The 16,393-nt window shown below is 71.7% G+C and carries 13 protein-coding genes; 4 read left to right on the top strand and 9 right to left on the bottom strand.

The features are described 5' to 3' along the window. Positions 1–9: 9 nt before the first annotated feature. A complete protein-coding gene (gene mraZ, locus MUN78_RS05775) occupies positions 10–441 on the bottom strand; it encodes a division/cell wall cluster transcriptional repressor MraZ (protein ID WP_244729400.1) in 432 nt (143 codons plus the stop codon). Positions 442–1,530: 1,089 nt separating this feature from the next. Continuing rightward, positions 1,531–1,911, bottom strand: a complete 381-nt coding sequence (locus tag MUN78_RS05770) for a DUF3040 domain-containing protein (RefSeq protein WP_244693570.1) — start codon at positions 1,909–1,911, stop codon at positions 1,531–1,533. A gap of 72 nt (positions 1,912–1,983) precedes the next feature. Here MUN78_RS05770 and MUN78_RS05765 point away from each other — a divergent pair, with 72 nt between their 5' ends. Beyond that, complete coding sequence (locus MUN78_RS05765; RefSeq protein WP_244729398.1) at positions 1,984–3,084, top strand: polyprenyl synthetase family protein; 1,101 nt, start codon at positions 1,984–1,986, stop codon at positions 3,082–3,084. A 79-nt stretch (positions 3,085–3,163) separates the two neighbouring features. Here the strand turns inward: MUN78_RS05765 and MUN78_RS05760 are convergent, their stop codons facing one another. Next, positions 3,164–3,511, bottom strand: coding sequence for an Rv2175c family DNA-binding protein (locus tag MUN78_RS05760; RefSeq protein ID WP_244693568.1), 348 nt, complete (start codon positions 3,509–3,511; stop codon positions 3,164–3,166). A 147-nt stretch (positions 3,512–3,658) separates the two neighbouring features. Here MUN78_RS05760 and pknB point away from each other — a divergent pair, with 147 nt between their 5' ends. Continuing rightward, a complete protein-coding gene (gene pknB, locus MUN78_RS05755; protein ID WP_244729396.1) occupies positions 3,659–5,620 on the top strand; it encodes a Stk1 family PASTA domain-containing Ser/Thr kinase in 1,962 nt (653 codons plus the stop codon). Positions 5,621–5,741: 121 nt separating this feature from the next. On the opposite strand, the gene MUN78_RS05750 is transcribed toward pknB, so the two are convergent. Together MUN78_RS05750 and MUN78_RS05745 are read right to left on the bottom strand one after the other, a co-directional pair. Continuing rightward, a complete protein-coding gene (locus tag MUN78_RS05750; RefSeq protein WP_244693566.1) occupies positions 5,742–7,106 on the bottom strand; it encodes a class II 3-deoxy-7-phosphoheptulonate synthase in 1,365 nt (454 codons plus the stop codon). Positions 7,107–7,184: 78 nt separating this feature from the next. Then, positions 7,185–7,874, bottom strand: coding sequence for a lysophospholipid acyltransferase family protein (locus tag MUN78_RS05745; RefSeq protein ID WP_244693565.1), 690 nt, complete (start codon positions 7,872–7,874; stop codon positions 7,185–7,187). 141 nt (positions 7,875–8,015) lie between these two features. Between MUN78_RS05745 and MUN78_RS05740 the strand changes: the two genes are divergently transcribed. Further along, positions 8,016–9,845, top strand: coding sequence for an AMP-dependent synthetase/ligase (locus tag MUN78_RS05740; protein WP_244729394.1), 1,830 nt, complete (start codon positions 8,016–8,018; stop codon positions 9,843–9,845). A 49-nt stretch (positions 9,846–9,894) separates the two neighbouring features. Here the strand turns inward: MUN78_RS05740 and def are convergent, their stop codons facing one another. Both def and MUN78_RS05730 read right to left on the bottom strand, forming a co-directional pair. Further along, the gene (gene def / locus MUN78_RS05735; protein WP_244729392.1) at positions 9,895–10,386 is read right to left on the bottom strand and encodes a peptide deformylase; all 492 of its coding nucleotides are present in this window, start codon (positions 10,384–10,386) and stop codon (positions 9,895–9,897) included. A 65-nt stretch (positions 10,387–10,451) separates the two neighbouring features. Next, complete coding sequence (locus MUN78_RS05730) at positions 10,452–13,850, bottom strand: pyruvate carboxylase (protein WP_244729390.1); 3,399 nt, start codon at positions 13,848–13,850, stop codon at positions 10,452–10,454. A 177-nt stretch (positions 13,851–14,027) separates the two neighbouring features. On the opposite strand from MUN78_RS05730, the gene MUN78_RS05725 reads away from it, so the two are divergent. After that, positions 14,028–14,870: a ParA family protein gene (locus MUN78_RS05725; RefSeq protein WP_244693561.1), complete on the top strand. Its 843-nt coding sequence runs from the start codon at positions 14,028–14,030 to the stop codon at positions 14,868–14,870. Positions 14,871–14,974: 104 nt separating this feature from the next. Here MUN78_RS05725 and MUN78_RS05720 read toward each other — a convergent pair whose 3' ends face one another. Together MUN78_RS05720 and ftsR are read right to left on the bottom strand one after the other, a co-directional pair. After that, positions 14,975–15,562, bottom strand: coding sequence for a MerR family transcriptional regulator (locus tag MUN78_RS05720; protein ID WP_244693560.1), 588 nt, complete (start codon positions 15,560–15,562; stop codon positions 14,975–14,977). A 152-nt stretch (positions 15,563–15,714) separates the two neighbouring features. After that, a complete protein-coding gene (ftsR, locus tag MUN78_RS05715) occupies positions 15,715–16,392 on the bottom strand; it encodes a transcriptional regulator FtsR (RefSeq protein WP_244729388.1) in 678 nt (225 codons plus the stop codon). Position 16,393: the final 1 nt, after the last annotated feature.

Below are 16,393 nucleotides of genomic sequence, written 5' to 3'. Positions count from 1 at the left end.
GAGCCCGGGCTAGAACATGCCCGGGATCACCTCCTCTTCGATGTCGGAGAACGCGGATTCCTGCGCCGTCAGATACGTCTGCCACGCCGCGGCGTCCCAGATCTCGGCGCGGGACCCTGCGCCGATGACCGCGAGCTCGCGATCGAGGCCGGCGTACTCGCGCAGGCCCTGCGGGATCGTGACGCGGCTCTGCTTGTCGGGCGTCTCGGGGTGCGCCCCGGAGAGGAAGACGCGGAGATAGTCGCGGGCCTGCTTCGAGGCCAGCGGGGCCCGACGGATGCGGTCGTGCATCTCGGCGAACTCCCGCTCGCTGAAGAGGTAGAGGCAGCGCTCCTGGCCGCGGGTGATCACGAGGCCGTCCGCGAGCTCGTCGCGGAACTTCGCGGGGAGGATGACGCGTCCTTTCTCATCGAGCCGGGGCGTGAAGGTACCGAGGAACACGGATCCCTCCTTCCACCGGCTCGCATTTGCCCCTACATTACTCCACTTTCCTCCACTTCACTTCAGACGGGCTCCACTTTATTCCCGCGACTTTCGACTTCGGCGAGATTCCGCGGGTTCCATGCGCGACATTCCGGCACCGCAACGGGGGTCGACGTGCCGCGCACGCGCGGACCCGGCCGCGCGCGTCGTCGCGCCGGCTCTCATGATTCCGCAGAATCGTGCGGTTTCTCGCGACACCGAACCGTCACCCGGGGGCGGTGGAACCGATCCGGTGGAGCAAAGTGGAGGGGATGCGCCGTTCCCGCCCTGCGCTGTGCCAGGCCGCGCTGCGCTGCACCGCGCGCCGCGTCCTCCCTATCCCGTTCCGACTCTCCCCGCACGCCACCCGCCCCGCACGCCACCCGCCCCGCGCCGCCCACCCCGCGCCGCCCGCGCCGGGCCGCCCGCAGCCTCGGCGGCGTTCTCCCCGTCCCGTTCCGCGCCGCGTCCTCCCCATCCGTTCCGCCCCGAGCCGCGCGCCCCGCGACACGCGCGGCTGCGCGACGGCCTCACGGATGACGCATTCCGGTGGGAAGCAGCGCGGGAACGCCGTATCGCGTCATCTCCGCGCGGACCGCGGGCGAGACGCGGCCGCGCAGCGGAAGCGGGCCCCGCCCCGCGCCGCCCGCCCCGGTCCGCCTCGCCACCCCGCGCGGGGAACGCCCGATTCCGCTCACGGATGACGCGTTGCGGTGCGGTACGCGCGGGAGGCCGCGCAACGCGTCATTTCCGAGCGGGCAGGCACGTCCAGCGTGCGGGATCAGGGCCGAGAGTTCTGGACGCGGCGCTGCCGCGCCCGCGGCGGGAGGCAGCGCGGGGGGGGGATCGGGCGCGCGTTCGCCAGGCGCGCACGCGCTCAGGGAGCGGGCATGCACTCAGCGGGCGCGCACACGCCCAGGGAGCCGGCGCGCATTCGGCAGGCGTGCGCTTTAGCGCTCACGACCACACGAGCTCAAGAGCTCAAGAGCTCACGAGCTCACGGGCCGTGCATGCAATGGGCCCGCACGGCGATACGCCGTGCGGGCCCATGAGGCAGAGGGGAGAGCGCTAGCGCTCGCCCTCCATGCGTTCGTCCCAGCGCCGTTCCATGCGCTCGCTGAAGGACTCGCGGGACGACGGCTTCCGATCGTCGGAGCCTCCGGCGGCGGGAGCGTCATCCACCACCGGATCCGATCCCTTCGCGAGCATCAGCATGACGCCGCCGAGCATGGCGGCGAAGCCGATGAGGCCCAGCCACAGCTGCTGCGCGGCGACCCCGGCGATGAGCACGCCGACGCCGACGATCACGACGAGCACGCCGAGAACGAGCGATCGGTAGTTCACCCGACGCCGGGCCCCCGGCGCCGTACGCATGACATCGGCCTCGCTCTGATAGAAGCCACGCTCCATCTCGTCAAGCAGCCGCTGCTCGTGTTCTGACAGCGCCATGACGACCCTCCCGGCTTTCGATATCCTGATGCAGTCCAGTCTACGTCCCCCGCCCGGCACTAGGCTAGTTGCGTGCAGGAAACGACACGACTCGCAGCCCTCGTTCAGGAGCGGATCGGCGATACGATCGCCCGCCATCGCGCGGCGCTCGCGCCGCTCGGAGCCGATGCGGACCCCCTGCTCGACGGCGCCGCCGGCTTCCTCGGCGGCGGGAAGCGCTTCCGGGCGCAGTTCGCGGTGCTCGGGTACCGCGCGGTACGCCCGCTCGACGTCGAGGGCCCCGTCGACGCGGAGTTCGGGGCCGTCCTCGACGCCGCCTGCGCGCTCGAGTTCTTCCACGCGGCGGCGCTGATCCACGACGACATCATCGACCGCTCGGACACGCGGCGCGGCCGGCCCGCCGTCCACCGCGCGTTCGCGGCGCGGCACCGCGAGCACGGCTGGCGCGGCGCGGCCGAGCACTTCGGCCTCGCCGGAGCGCTGCTGCTCGGCGACCTGCTGCAGTCCTGGGCGGACGAGCTCATGGAGGAGGCGCGCGCGGCGATCCCGGACCCCGAGGCCGCGAACCGCGCGCGGGCCCACTTCAACCGCATGCGCAGCGAGGTCGCCGTGGGCCAGTACCTCGACGTGCTCGAGGAGCAGCAGCCCGGCTTCGCCGCCCACGACGCCCAGCTCGAGCGCTCGACGCGCGTGCTCGTCTACAAGTCGGCGAAGTACAGCGTCGAGGCGCCGCTGCTCATCGGCGCGGCGCTCGCCGGCGCCGATGACGCACAGGAGTCCGCCCTCGCGGGCTTCGGTCTGCCGATCGGCGTCGCATTCCAGCTGCGGGACGATCTCCTCGGCGTCTTCGGCGACGCGGAGATCACGGGGAAGCCCGCGGGCGACGACCTGGCCGAGGGCAAGCGGACCGTGCTCGTCACGCTCGCCAGGGAGCAGCTCCCCACCACGACACGGCGCATATTCGACGACCTCATCGGCGAGGAGCTCGACGGGGAGCAGGTCGCGATGCTGCAGCGCACGATCCGCGAGAGCGGCGCGGTCGACCGGGTCGAGACGATGATCTCGCGCAACGTGGAGCGCGCGCTCGGGGCGCTCGACGACGCCGCGATCCGGCGCGACGCGGCCGAGCAGCTCTCACGCCTCGCGGACCGCGCGACCCGTCGGAGCTTCTGAGGCTCTCCGCGGCCGGGGCGCGAACGCCCGTCGAGTCTCCAATCCGCTCCGCTGAGCGCTCCGATCCTCCGTCCTCGCGCTAGAACGCGAGGGACTGCGTCGCGCGGCGCACCGCGCTCTTGCGGCCGGCGCGCAGCGCGGCGACGGGACGCTCCCCGAGCTCCTCGTTCTCGGCGAGCAGCCAGGCCACCGCCTCCTCCTCGGAGAATCCGGCGTCGAGCAGCACCAGCAGGGTCCCGCGCAGCGGCGGCAACGGGTGGTCGTCCAGCACGAACTCGGCCGGGACCCGCAGCACGCCGTCGACGCGCACCGCCGCGAGGTGCCGATCCTCGATGAGGCGGTGGATCTTCCCTGGCGTGAGCTCGAAGCGCTCGACGAGCTCCGGGATCGTCAGGAACTCGGTATCGGGGTCGAGATGCAGTGACACGCTTCCACTCTGCCAGCGTCTCGCGGGCTGCGCAATCCGACGCCCGGAGCCGCCCGACGCGCGATCGGGGCCGGGTCGACGCGCCCGAGCCGCTACACACCGGCGCGCATCAGGCGGTTCCGCCCCGAACTTCCGTAGACTCTCGTCGTGACCTCAGCCCCCGCCGACCCGTTGATCGGGCAGACGCTCGACGGGCGATACGCGATCCGCTCGCGCATCGCCCGCGGCGGCATGGCGATGGTGTACCTCGCGGCCGACCTGCGGCTCGAACGCCGCGTCGCCGTGAAGGTCATGCACGAGCATCTCGCGGAGGACGAGAACTTCACCCGCAGATTCGAGCAGGAGGCCCGCAGCGCCGCGCGGCTCTCCCATCCGAATCTCGTGAACGTGTTCGACCAGGGGCACGACCTCGGGCGCACCTACCTCGTGATGGAGTACCTGCCGAGCATCACGCTGCGCGAGCTCCTGAAGCAGCAGAAGCGCCTCACCGCCGAGCAGACGCTGGAGATCGGCGAGGCCGTGCTCTCCGGCCTCGCCGCGGCGCACCAGGCCGGCATCGTCCATCGCGATCTCAAGCCCGAGAACGTGATGCTCGCCGACGACGGCCGCATCAAGCTCGGCGACTTCGGGCTCGCGCGCGCCGTCAGCGCCAATACGACGACCGGTCAGGCGCTGCTCGGCACCATCGCCTACCTCTCCCCCGAGCTCGTGACGCGCGGCGTGGCGGACGCGCGCAGCGACGTCTACGCCTTCGGCATCATGCTCTACGAGATGCTCACGGGCGTGCAGCCCTTCACCGGTGAGCAGCCGATGCAGATCGCCTATCAGCACGCGCACGACGAGGTCCCCGTGCCCTCGCTCCGCAGCGCCGAGGCCTCGCCGGAACTCGACGAGCTCGTGCGCTGGACGACGCAGCGCGACCCGGAGCTGCGCCCGAGGGACGCGACGGAGGCGCTCGCCTACCTCGAGCCGCTGCGCCACGGCCTCGTGCCGCCGCAGGCGACCCGCGTGCTCCCCGCGGCCGACCCGGCCGACGCCGTCTCCCCCGAGACGAGCGTGCTGGCGGGGACGACGGTGCTCGGCGGGGCGACCGAGATGACCGGCACGACCGTGCTCGCCGGCGCCGCTTCGGCCGGGGCGACCGCGCCGCAGCCGGAGGCGCCCGCGACGCCGCTGGACCGCGCCGCGGAGGAGGGCGCGGCTCGCGGACGCCGCGGACGCTGGCTCGCCGCGCTCGCGGTCCTGCTCGTCGTGCTCGCGGGCGGCGCCGGCTGGTGGTTCGGGCAGGGCCCGGGATCGCGGGTCGCCGTGCCCGAGGTCGCCGGCCTCGAGATCGAGGCTGCGCGCTCCGCGCTCGCCGAGCGGAGCCTCGAGTCCGACGTCGTCGACTGCACGAGCCTCGACATCGCTGCGGGCCTCGCGGTCGGCACCGATCCGGCCCCGGGCACCCGCCTGGATCGCGGCAGCTCGGTGACCCTCTGCCGGTCCATCGGCCCCGAGATGAAGCCGGTCCCCACCCTCATCGGACTCGACCGGGACGCGGCGGAGGCCGCGATCGCGGAGGCGGGCTTCACCGTGGGCGAGGTCCTCGAGCAGCGCTTCTCCGACGACGAGGCCGACACCGTCCTCGCCGCGCTCGGCACGGACGGCGAGGGCCTCGGCGAGCAGTACCCCGAGCAGGAACGGATCGATCTGATCGTCTCGGCCGGGCCGCTGCCCGACGTCGTGGGCGCCACCGTCGCGGATGCCACTCGGACGCTCGCCGACCGCGAGCTCGTCGTCGACGAGACCCTCGGCAGCGAAGCGCACAGCGCCGACATCCCTGAGGGATCGGTCATCGCGCTGCTGCCCGCGACCGACCCGGTGCGCCCCGGGGACGCCGTGGGACTGCAGGTCTCGCTCGGACCCGAGCTCTTCGAGATCCCCGACGTCTCCGGCATGGCGCTCCAGGAGGCCATGGACGCGCTCACCGCTGCGGGCTTCGCCCCGTCCACCCTCGTCCCCGACGCCCTCCGGGGCTTCGCGAAGGCGACGGGCACCGACCCCGCGGCCGGCGAACGCGTCCCCTCGGGCACCGAGATCCGGGTGCGCAGCACCATCTCGCTCTGACGCCAGCGCCGCGGCGAGGCCGCGGATGGATCAGCGGTTCCACGGGTCCGCGGCGGCCGCGGACGCGCCGAGCGCCCCGGAGGCGGACCCCCGGGGCGCTCGAGCGTCGTCTCGCGCCGGGCTACGCGCTGCGCTTGAGCTCCTCCGCCACCTGGAAGGCGAGCTCGAGCGACTGCATGTGGTTGAGGCGCGGATCGCAGAGCGACTCGTACCGGGTCTCGAGCGCCGCCTCGTCGATGTTCTCCGAGCCGCCGAGGCACTCGGTGACGTCGTCGCCCGTGAGCTCGACGTGGATGCCGCCGGGGAAGGTGCCGACCTCGCGATGGGCCTCGAAGAAGCCGCGGAGCTCGTCCATCACATCGTCGAAGCGCCGGGTCTTGTACCCGGTCGCGGTCGTGATGCCGTTGCCGTGCATCGGATCGGTGACCCAGAGCGGCGACGCGCCGGCGTCGCGGACCCCGGCGAGGAGCTCGGGCAGCACGTCGCGGATCTTGCCGGCGCCCATGCGCGTGATGAACGTGAGGCGGCCGGGCTCGCGCTCGGGATCGAGCTTGTCGATGAGGCGGAGCGCGTCGTCGACCGTCGCCGTCGGGCCCAGCTTCACGCCGATCGGGTTGCGCACGTGCGAGAGGAACTCGACGTGCGCGCCGTCCAGCTCGCGCGTGCGCTCCCCGATCCAGAGCATGTGGCCCGAGGTGTCGTACAGCTCGCCGGTGCGGGAGTCGACGCGCACGAGCGGCCGCTCGTAGTCGAGCAGGAGCGCCTCGTGGCTGACGTAGAACTCGGTCCGCGTGAGCGCGGTGTGATCGACCCCGCAGGCGTCCATGAACTTCAGCGCGCGGTCGATCTCCTGCGCGAGCGACTCGTAGCGCTGGTTCGCCGGGTTCGAGACGAAGCCCTGGTTCCAGGCGTGCACCTGGCGCAGATCGGCGAAGCCGCCCTGCGTGAAGGCGCGGATCAGGTTGAGCGTCGACGCCGAGACGTGGTAGCCCTGCACGAGGCGCCGCGGATCGGCAGCGCGCGTCTCCTCGGTGAAGTCGTAGCCGTTGACGAGATCACCGCGGTACGCGGGCAGCGTGACGCCCTCGCGGGTCTCGCTGTTGCTCGAGCGGGGCTTGGCGAACTGGCCGGCCATGCGCCCGACCTTGATGACGGGCATGGAGGCGCCGTAGGTGAGCACGACGGCCATCTGCAGAATGGTCTTCACGCGATCGCGGATCTTGTCGGCGGTCGCCGCCGCGAAGGTCTCGGCGCAATCGCCGCCCTGCAGCAGGAAGGCCTCGCCCCGCGCGGCCGCCGCCAGGCGCTCGCGCAGCTGGTCGGCCTCGCCGGCGAACACGAGCGGCGGCTGCGCTGCGAGCTCCTCGCCGGCGGCCCGCGTGGCCTCGGGATCGGGCCAGACCGGCTGCTGCTTCGCCTCGAGCGCGCGATAGGCGTCGAGGCCTGCGAACGCGCGTGCGGCAGCGGTGTCAGTGAACTGGCTCATCTTCGATCCTCAAATGTGGCATTCGGGCACAGGGAAACCGCGACGCGGCGCCGCGGTCCCTCAAGCTTACCCGCAGCCTCAGGCGGTTCTCGCCTGCGGACGCCCGCGTACGCTGGAGGCGTAGACGTCGATGTACTCCTGGCCGCTGAGCTTCTGGATCTCGAGCATGATCTCGTCGGTCACGGCGCGCAGCACGAAGCGGTCGGCGCTCATCCCGGCGAAACGGCTGAAGTCGAGCGGTTTGCCGATGACGGTGCCGATCCTGCGGATCTTGGGCACCTTCGCGCCGATGGGCATCGCCTTCTCCGTGTCGATCATCACGGCGGGCACCACGGCGGCCCCGGACTCCACGACGAGTCGGGCGACGCCGGTGCGGCCGCGGTAGAGCCGGCCGTCGGGGCTCCGGGTCCCTTCCGGGTAGATGCCGAGCACGTCGCCGCGATCGAGCACGGCGAGCCCCGTGTTGAGCGACGCCTCGGAGGCCTTGCCGCCCGAGCGGTCGATCGGCAGCTGGCCGACCGCGAGCATGAAGGACTTCACGAGCCAGCCCTTGAGCCCGGTGCCCGTGAAGTAGTCGCTCTTCGCGAGGAAGTAGACGCGCCGGTCGATCATCAGCGGCATGAAGAAGGAGTCGATCACCGAGAGGTGGTTTCCCACAATAATCACGGGCCCGGAGGCCGGAATGTTCTCGGCACCCTCCACCCACGGACGATAGACCGTTTTCAGCAACGGCCCGATGATCAGGTGTTTGAATATCCAGTAGAGCACGTCGCGCGGTTTCCTCTCGACTCGGAACAGAATAGCCGACCCGGGGCCGCGTGCGGGTATGCGTATAGGCTGGAAGTCCTATCGAGTGCGGCCGAGAGCCGCACGCCGCAGACCGGTGACATGAGTATCAAGGGAGCTGCCGTGAAACAGTCTGAGACGCCGATCCTCGTGCCCCCGGTGCCCGAGGACAACATCACCGACCTGCTCGAGCAGCGCGTCGCCGCGACCCCGGACCGGGCGCTCTTCGCGGTCCCCGAGGACGGCGGCTGGCGCGACCTCAGCGCCGCCGCGTTCCGCGCGCAGGTCGTGGCGCTCGCGAAGGGCTTCGCCGCGGCGGGCGTCGAGCCCGGCGACCGGGTCGCCTTCATCTGCAAGACGAGCTTCGAGTGGACGCTCGTCGACTTCGCGCTGCACTACGCCGGCGCCGTGATGGTGCCGGTGTACGAGACCTCCTCCCCGCTGCAGATCCACTGGATCCTCGAGGACTCCGGCGCCCGGGCGATCCTCACCGAGTCGGCGGACCACGCCGAGCGCTTCGCCGAGATCAGCGCGGAGTCCCCGGCGGTGACGCTCTCGTGGCGCATGGACGAGGGCGCGCTCGCCGACCTCGCGGCCGGCGGCACCGGGATCGACGACGCCGAGATCGAGCGCCGGCGCGGGCTCGCCGTCGGCAGCGACACGGCCACCCTCATCTACACCTCGGGGTCGACGGGGCGCCCGAAGGGCTGCGTGCTCACCCACGCCAACTTCGTGGATCTCTCCCGGAACGCGGCGGGCGCGCTCGACCAGGTCGTCAATCAGCCGGGCTCCTCGACGCTCCTCTTCGTCACCCTCGCCCACGTCTTCGCCCGTTTCATCTCCGTGCTGGCCGTGCACGCCGGGGTGCGGGTCGGGCACCAGGCCGACACCACGAAGCTGCTGCCGGCCCTCGGCACCTTCAAGCCGACGTTCCTCCTCGCGGTGCCCCGCGTGTTCGAGAAGGTGTACAACTCTGCCGAGCAGAGCACGGAGGCCGACGGCAAGGGCAAGATCTTCCGCGCCGCGGCGAAGGTGGCCGTGCAGCACTCCGAGGCGCTCGACGCCGGCCGGGTGCCGTTCCTCCTCGGCCTGAAGTTCAAGGTCTTCGACAAGCTGGTCTACGCGAAGCTGCGGGAGAAGCTCGGCGGCAACGTCCGCTACGCGGTCTCCGGTTCTGCGCCGCTGAGCCACTACCTCGGACACTTCTACCGCAGCCTCGGCGTCAAGATCCTCGAGGGCTACGGCCTCACCGAGACGACCGCACCGGTGACGGTGAACCTTCCCGACAAGTTCAAGATCGGCACGGTCGGCCCGGCCCTCCCCGGCCACACCATCCGGATCGCCGAGGACGGCGAGATCGAGGTCACGGGCATCGACGTCTTCAAGGAGTACTGGAACAACCCCGAGGCGACCGCCGCAGTCTTCACCGACGACGGCTTCTTCCGCACGGGCGATCTCGGCTCGCTCGACGAGGACGGCTATCTGTCCATCACGGGGCGCAAGAAGGAGATCATCGTCACGGCCGGCGGCAAGAACGTCGCCCCGGCCGCGCTCGAGGATCCCATCCGGGCGAACACCATCATCGGGCAGGTCGTCGTCGTCGGCGACCAGAAGCCGTTCATCTCGGCGCTCATCACCCTCGACCCGGAGATGCTGCCGGCGTGGCTGAACAACGCGGGCGAGGACCCGAACATGACGCTCGCGGAGGCGGCGGTGCACCCGAAGGTGCTCGCAGAGGTGCAGAGCGCGATCGACGCGGGCAACGCCCACGTCTCCCGGGCGGAGTCGATCCGCAAGTTCGTGATCCTGCCGACGGAGTTCGTGGAGGCCAACGGTCACCTGACGCCCAAGATGAGCATCAAGCGCGACAACATCCTCAGGGACTTCGCGGGCGAGATCGCGGCGCTCTACGGCGAGAACCCGCAGACGGAGGCCGTCGCGATCGACCGCTGAGGGCGCGGTGCCGGGCCCGTCGGCGTCCCGGCACCGCCCCGCCGGAGCCTCAGAACCAGGCCGAGGTGCGGATGCGGCGCATCGCCTCGCCGCGGGTCTCGCGGTCGAGCCTGCTGAGGTAGAGCTTGCCGTCGAGGTGGTCGCACTCGTGCTGGAGCGCCTGGGCGAGCAGGCCCTCGCCCGAGATCTCGACGGGCCGGCCGTCGAGATCGATGCCCCGCACCGTCGCCCGCGGATGCCGCTGCACGTCGAACCAGAGATCGGGGACCGAGAGGCACCCCTCCCCGGTCGGCACCGGATCGCCCTCGAGGGCCACGATCTCGGGATTGAGCACGTAGCTCACCTCGCCGTCGATGTGCAGGCTGAACGCGCGCTGCGTGTACCCGATCTGCGTCGAGGCGAGGCCGGCCCGGCCGTCGAAGGCCACGGTCTCGCAGAGATCCGCGACCATGGCGCGCACGCCGTCGTCGATCTCCGCGACCGGGGTGCAGACCGTGCGCAGCACGGGATCGCCGAACAGTCGGATCTCTCGAATGGCCATGGCTCAACAGCCTACCGCGCGCGAGCGCGGCAGGGCCCCGCTCGGGCGCCCCGCCGCGCGGCCGGCTAGGAGATCGCGGCGATGAGGTCGCCGGCCTCGACCGCGCGGGCGCCGGCGAACGCGATCCGCTCGATCGTGCCCGAGACCGGGGCCGTGATCGCGGCCTCCATCTTCATGGCCTCGATCGTCGCGACCGGCTGCCCGGCCTCGACCGCGTCCCCGACCGCGACCTTCACCGTCACCGTGCCCGAGAAGGGCGCCGACACGTGCCCGGGCTGGGTGCGGTCGGCCTTCTCCGCGATCGCGATGTCGACCTGCACCGATTCGTCCTTCACGAACACCTGCCGCAGCTGACCGTTGACGCGCACCATCACCGTGCGCACGCCCTTGTCGTCGGCCTCGCCGATCGCCTCGAGCCCGACGTACAGGCGCACGCCCCTGGCCAGATCGATCGCGTGCTCCGTGCCCGCCTCGAGCCCGTACAGATAGTCGGGCGTGTCGAGCACCGACACGTCCCCGAACTGCTCCCGTACCGCCTCGTACTGACGCGTCGGCTGCGGGAACAGCAGGCGGTTCAGCGTCTCGCGGCGCTCGGCTCCCGGGCGCTCGAGCAGTGCCCGATCCGCGTCTCCGAGCGGGGCGACGGCGATGTCGACGTCGCGCCCCGCGAGCACCTTCGAGCGGAAGGGCTCGGGCCAGCCCCCCGGGATCTCCCCGAGCTCGCCCGCGAGGAACCCGACGACCGAGTCCGGCACGTCGTAGTTCTCGGGATGCGCCTCGAAGTCGGCCGGATCGGCGTCGACCGCCGTGAGATGCAGGGCGAGGTCGCCCACGACCTTCGAGGACGGGGTCACCTTCGGGATGCGGCCCAGGATCCGGTCGGCCGCCGCGTACAGGTCCTCGATCTTCTCGAAGTTGTCGGCGAGGCCGAGGGCGATCGCCTGCTGCCGGAGGTTCGAGAGCTGCCCGCCGGGGATCTCGTGCGCGTACACCCGTCCCGTCGGGGACGGCAGCCCCGATTCGAAGGGCCGGTACACGCTCCGCACCGCGTCCCAGTAGGGTTCGAGCGCGTAGACGGCCTCCTGCGAGAGGCCGGTGTCGCGCTCGGTGTCGGCGAGGGCCGCGACGAGCGCCGACAGCGACGGCTGGCTCGTGGTCCCCGACATCGGCGCCGAGGCGACGTCGACCGCGTCGACGCCCGCCTGGGAGGCGGCGAGGAGGGTCGCGAGCTGGCCGCCCGGCGTGTCGTGCGTGTGCAGGTGCACGGGCAGCTCGAAGCGCTCCCGCAGCGCCGACACGAGCCTCGCCGCGGCGGCCGGACGCAGGAGCCCCGCCATGTCCTTGATCGCGAGCACGTGCGCGCCGGCGTCCACGATCCGCTCCGCGAGGGCGAGGTAGTAGTCGAGGGTGTACTTGTCCTCGGCCGGGGACAGCAGGTTCCCGGTGTAGGCCATCGCGACCTCCGCGACCGCGCCGCCCGTCTCCCGCACCGCGTCGATCGCGACCCGCATCTGCTCGACGTCGTTGAGCGCGTCGAAGATGCGGAACACGTCCACGCCCGTGGCCGCGGCCTCCGCGACGAAGGCGCGCGCCACCTGCGCCGGGTACGGCGTGTAGCCGACCGTGTTCTGGCCGCGCAGCAGCATCTGGATCGGCACGTTCGGCAGCGCCTCGCGCAGCGCCGCGAGCCGCTCCCACGGATCCTCTCCGAGGAATCGCAGCGCGACGTCGTACGTCGCGCCGCCCCACGCCTCCACGGACCACAGCTCCGGCGTCAGCCGGGCGACGTAGGGGGCGACGCGCGCGAGATCCTTGGTGCGCACCCGCGTCGCGAGGAGCGACTGGTGGGCGTCGCGGAAGGTGGTCTCCGTGACCGCGAGCGCCGTCTGCGCGCGCAGGCTCCGCGCGTACTCCTCCGGGCCGAGCTCCAGGAGCCGCTGCCGATGGCCGGACGGCGCGGCCGCTGCGAGATCGATGCCGGGCAGCTTCGCCGCCGGATCGAGGCTGCCCGGGCGGGGCCCGTGGGGCTGGTTCACCGTGACGTTCGCGACGTGCTGCAGCAGTCGCGTCGCGCGATCCTTCGGCTTGTTCAGCGACAGCAGCTCGGGGCGCTCCTCGATGAACGACGTCGCCACGTCCCCCGCCTGGAATGCGGGATCCGCGAGGACCGCCTGCAGGAACGGGATGTTCGTCGCGACCCCGCGGATCCGGAACTCGGCGAGCGCCCGGCTCGCCCGCGCGACCGCGTCCGCGAACGAGCGCCCGCGGCAGGTGAGCTTCGCGAGCATCGAGTCGAAGTGCGGGCTGATCTGCGCGCCGACGTCGATGGTGCCGCCGTCGAGCCGCACCCCGCCGCCGCCCGGCGAGCGGTACGCCGTGATCCGGCCGAGGTCCGGGCGGAAGCCGTTCGCGGGATCCTCCGTCGTGATGCGGCACTGCAGCGCCGCTCCGCGCAGCTGGATGCGATCCTGCGTGAGCCCGAGCTCCGCGAGCGTCTCCCCCGCCGCGATCCGCATCTGCGAGCGCACGAGGTCCACATCCGTGACCTCCTCCGTCACGGTGTGCTCGACCTGGATGCGCGGATTCATCTCGATGAAGACGTGCTCGCCCGCGCGCTCGCCCTCCGTGTCGAGGAGGAACTCGACCGTTCCGGCGTTCTCGTAGCCGATCGATCGGGCGAACGCGATCGCGTCGCGCGTGAGCGCTGCCCGCTTCTCCTCCGAGAGGTTCGGCGCGGGGGCGATCTCCACGACCTTCTGGTGGCGGCGCTGCACCGAGCAGTCCCGCTCGTAGAGGTGCACCGTCTCCCCCGAACGATCCGCGAGCACCTGCACCTCGATGTGCCGGGGCCGCAGCACCGCCTGCTCGATGAACATCGTCGGATCGCCGAAGGCCGACTCCGCCTCGCGCATCGCGGACTCCAGCGCGTCCCTGAGGTCCTCCTCGCGCTCCACCCGGCGCATGCCGCGCCCGCCGCCGCCCGCGACGGCCTTCGCGAACACGGGGAAGCCGATCTCCCGCGCCCCCGCGATCAGCGCGTCGACGTCCGTCGACGGCGGGGTCGAGGCGAGCACCGGCACGCCGGCCGCGATCGCGTGCTCCTTCGCGGCGACCTTGTTCCCTGCCATCTCGAGCGCCTCGCGCCCCGGACCGATGAAGCGGATCCCCGCCCGCTCGGCCGCGGCCGCGAGCTCGGGATTCTCGGACAGGAAGCCGTACCCCGGGTAGATCGCGTCGGCGCCCGCCTCGACGGCGACCCGCACGATCTCCTCCACGTCGAGGTAGGCGCGCACCGGGTGCCCGACCTCCCCGATGAGATACGCCTCGTCGGCCTTCAGCCGGTGCAGGGAGTTGCGATCCTCGTACGGGAACACCGCGACCGTGGACGCGCCGAGCTCGTGCGCGGCGCGAAACGCCCGGATCGCGATCTCACCGCGATTGGCAACCAGAACCTTCTCGAACATACGGAAAATACCCCTTCGTGTCGGTGTTTCTCGGGTTGCCCAGACCGTCGAATCGTTCGATATCAAGATACATGACGGTGCGAGCGCGACGCGCATCTCACCGGGTGGGCGGCCCCGCGCGGCGCGGGATCCGCGATTCCAGCCATGCGGCGGGGAGGGATCCACTAAACTCGTCGTGTGCATGTATTGAGTGTGAGTTCCCTCAAGGGCGGCGTCGGCAAGACGACCGTGACGCTCGGCCTCGCATCGGCGGCCTTCTCGCGGGGTCTGCGGACCCTCGTCGTGGACTTCGACCCGCAGTCGGACGTCTCCACCGGGCTCGCCGTGAACCCCGAGGGCTTCGCGAACGTCGCCGACGTGCTCGAGAGCCCGAAGGAGAGGACGGTGCGCGCGGCCATCGCGCACAGCGGCTGGAACGACTACCACGAGGGCGGCACGATCGACCTCATGGTCGGCAGCCCCTCCGCCATCAACTTCGACGGACCGCACCCGTCCACTCGGGACATCTGGAAGCTCGAGGAGGCCCTGGCCGTGGTCGAGTCCGAGTACGACCTCGTGCTCATCGACTGCGCCCCCTCGCTCAACGCCCTCACCCGCACGGCCTGGGCGGCGAGCGACCGCGTGCTCGTCGTCGCCGAGCCGAGCCTCTTCGCCGTGGCCGCCACCGACCGGGCGCTGCGCGCGATCGAGGAGATCCGCCGCGGGGTGAGCCCTCGCCTCCAGCCGCTCGGGATCCTCATCAACCGCACGCAGCCCGGATCGATGGAGCATCAGTTCCGCATCCGCGAGCTGCGCGAGATGTTCGGCCCGCTCGTGCTGAGCCCGCAGCTGCCCGAGCGCCCCTCGCTGCAGCAGGCGCAGGGCGCCGCGAAGCCCGTGCACATGTGGCCGGGCGAGGCCTCGCAGGAGATGGCGGGCAATTTCGACACCGTGCTGGATCGGGTGCTGCGCTCCGCGGGGATGGATGCGGCCCGCGCCGCCGCGGCGCAGGCGCCGCGCCCCGGCACCGTCACCGACTGACACCGTCACCGACTGACATCGGCACCGACCGGGTGCCTGCGCCGTTCCCGGCTGAGGCCGTCGCGGTTCCCGGCTGAGGCCGGTGCTCGCCGCGCGGCCCGCGGTCAGGAGATCTTCTTGCGGGCCTTCCGCCGTGCTGCCAGCTCGTCCTCGCCCGGATCGCGGTGCTCGTCCATGTCGACGAGCGTCGTCTCGACCTCCCGGAGCACCTTGCCCACGGCGATGCCGAAGACGCCCTGGCCCCGGCTCACGAGGTCGATGACCTCGTCGTTGGAGGTGCAGAGGTAGACGCTGGCGCCGTCGCTCATGAGCGTCGTCTGCGAGAGATCGTGCACGCCCGCCTCGTGCAGCTGGGCGACGGCCGTCCGGATCTGCTGCAGCGAGATCCCCGTATCGAGCAGCCGCTTGACGAGCTTGAGCACGAGGATGTCCCGGAAGCCGTAGAGGCGCTGGGAGCCCGAGCCCTGCGCGCCGCGCACCGTCGGCTCGACGAGTCCGGTTCTGGCCCAGTAGTCGAGCTGGCGGTAGCTGATCCCGGCGGCGCGCGCCGCCGTGGCTCCCTTGAACCCGCCCTGCTGATTCGGCCGGGGCAGGCCGTCGTCGAAGAGGAGGTCGGCGTCGATGGTGAGGCGCTCCGCAGTCGCTTCGCCGGACGACCCCGGGTCGCCGCTCGGCTGCTGGGGCTCTTCCATCGTGTTCCTTCCTCACGCGGCGCGACAGGGGCGCCGGACTCCCCTAACGCTACCGAGCGGATCCGCCCCGTGCAACGACCGACGAACGGCAATTCCGGCGTGTCGACCTCTACTTGAACTTGAAGGTTGAAATCACGCCGATCCGGTCCCGCTCAGGCCCCGCTGATCCGCCGGCGCAACACGCCGGAGCGCACCGTGTCGAGATGTCCGGCGAGCTCGAGGGAGTCCTCGGCGCCGAGCGGCGTCCCCGACTTCACCCCGCGCGAGGAGACCGCGTGGTCGATGAGCTCGGCTTCGCGTTCGGCGGCGACCCGGAGCGGTCGCAGGTGGCGCGGGGTGATGCCGCGCGCCGCGAGTTCGAGCAGCGACGTCAGCTGGGCGACCGCGTCGTGCGGGAAGACCTCGGCCGCGGGCAGCAGCCCCGCCGCGATCGCCTCGCCCAGAAAGCGGGGGCTCGCCCCCGTCGCCCGCCGCAGCTCCTCCGCGCTGAGCACCCGCTTCGGCGCGAGGATGCTCGAGACGTTGCGCTGGGCGGCGCCCGGGATCACCGGGTCGCGCCCGCGATCCACCTCCTCGAGCACCTCGGCGATGACCTTCAGCGGCAGGTAGTGGTCGCGCTGCAGGGTGAGGATGAGCCGCAGCCGCTCGATGTGCTCCTGCGAGAACTTGCGGTACCCCGACTTCGTCCGTGCGGGCGTGATGAGCCCCTGCTCCTCAAGGAAGCGCAGCTTCGAGGGCGAGAGGTCGGTGAAATCGCCCTGCAGCCGGGCGAGCACCTGGCCGATGCTCAGCAGCCCCGAGGGCTGCGGGTGGGCCTCGGCGGCCGCCACC

It is taken from the genome of Leucobacter allii (genome assembly GCF_022919155.1).
Lineage (GTDB): Bacteria > Actinomycetota > Actinomycetes > Actinomycetales > Microbacteriaceae > Leucobacter > Leucobacter allii.
The sequence above is the reverse complement of the archived record's forward strand: the minus strand, read 5'-3'. Positions and strand labels throughout refer to the sequence as shown.

Bases quoted from the DNA above. Each gene is read 5' to 3' on its own strand.
- MUN78_RS05770 (WP_244693570.1), bottom strand. From the start codon at position 1,911: ATGGCGCTGTCAGAACACGAGCAGCGGCTGCTTGACGAGATGGAGCGT.
- MUN78_RS05750 (WP_244693566.1), bottom strand. From the start codon at position 7,106: ATGAGCCAGTTCACTGACACCGCTGCCGCACGCGCGTTCGCAGGCCTC.
- def (WP_244729392.1), bottom strand. From the start codon at position 10,386: ATGGCCATTCGAGAGATCCGACTGTTCGGCGATCCCGTGCTGCGCACG.
- MUN78_RS05730 (WP_244729390.1), bottom strand. From the start codon at position 13,850: ATGTTCGAGAAGGTTCTGGTTGCCAATCGCGGTGAGATCGCGATCCGG.
- MUN78_RS05720 (WP_244693560.1), bottom strand. From the start codon at position 15,562: ATGGAAGAGCCCCAGCAGCCGAGCGGCGACCCGGGGTCGTCCGGCGAA.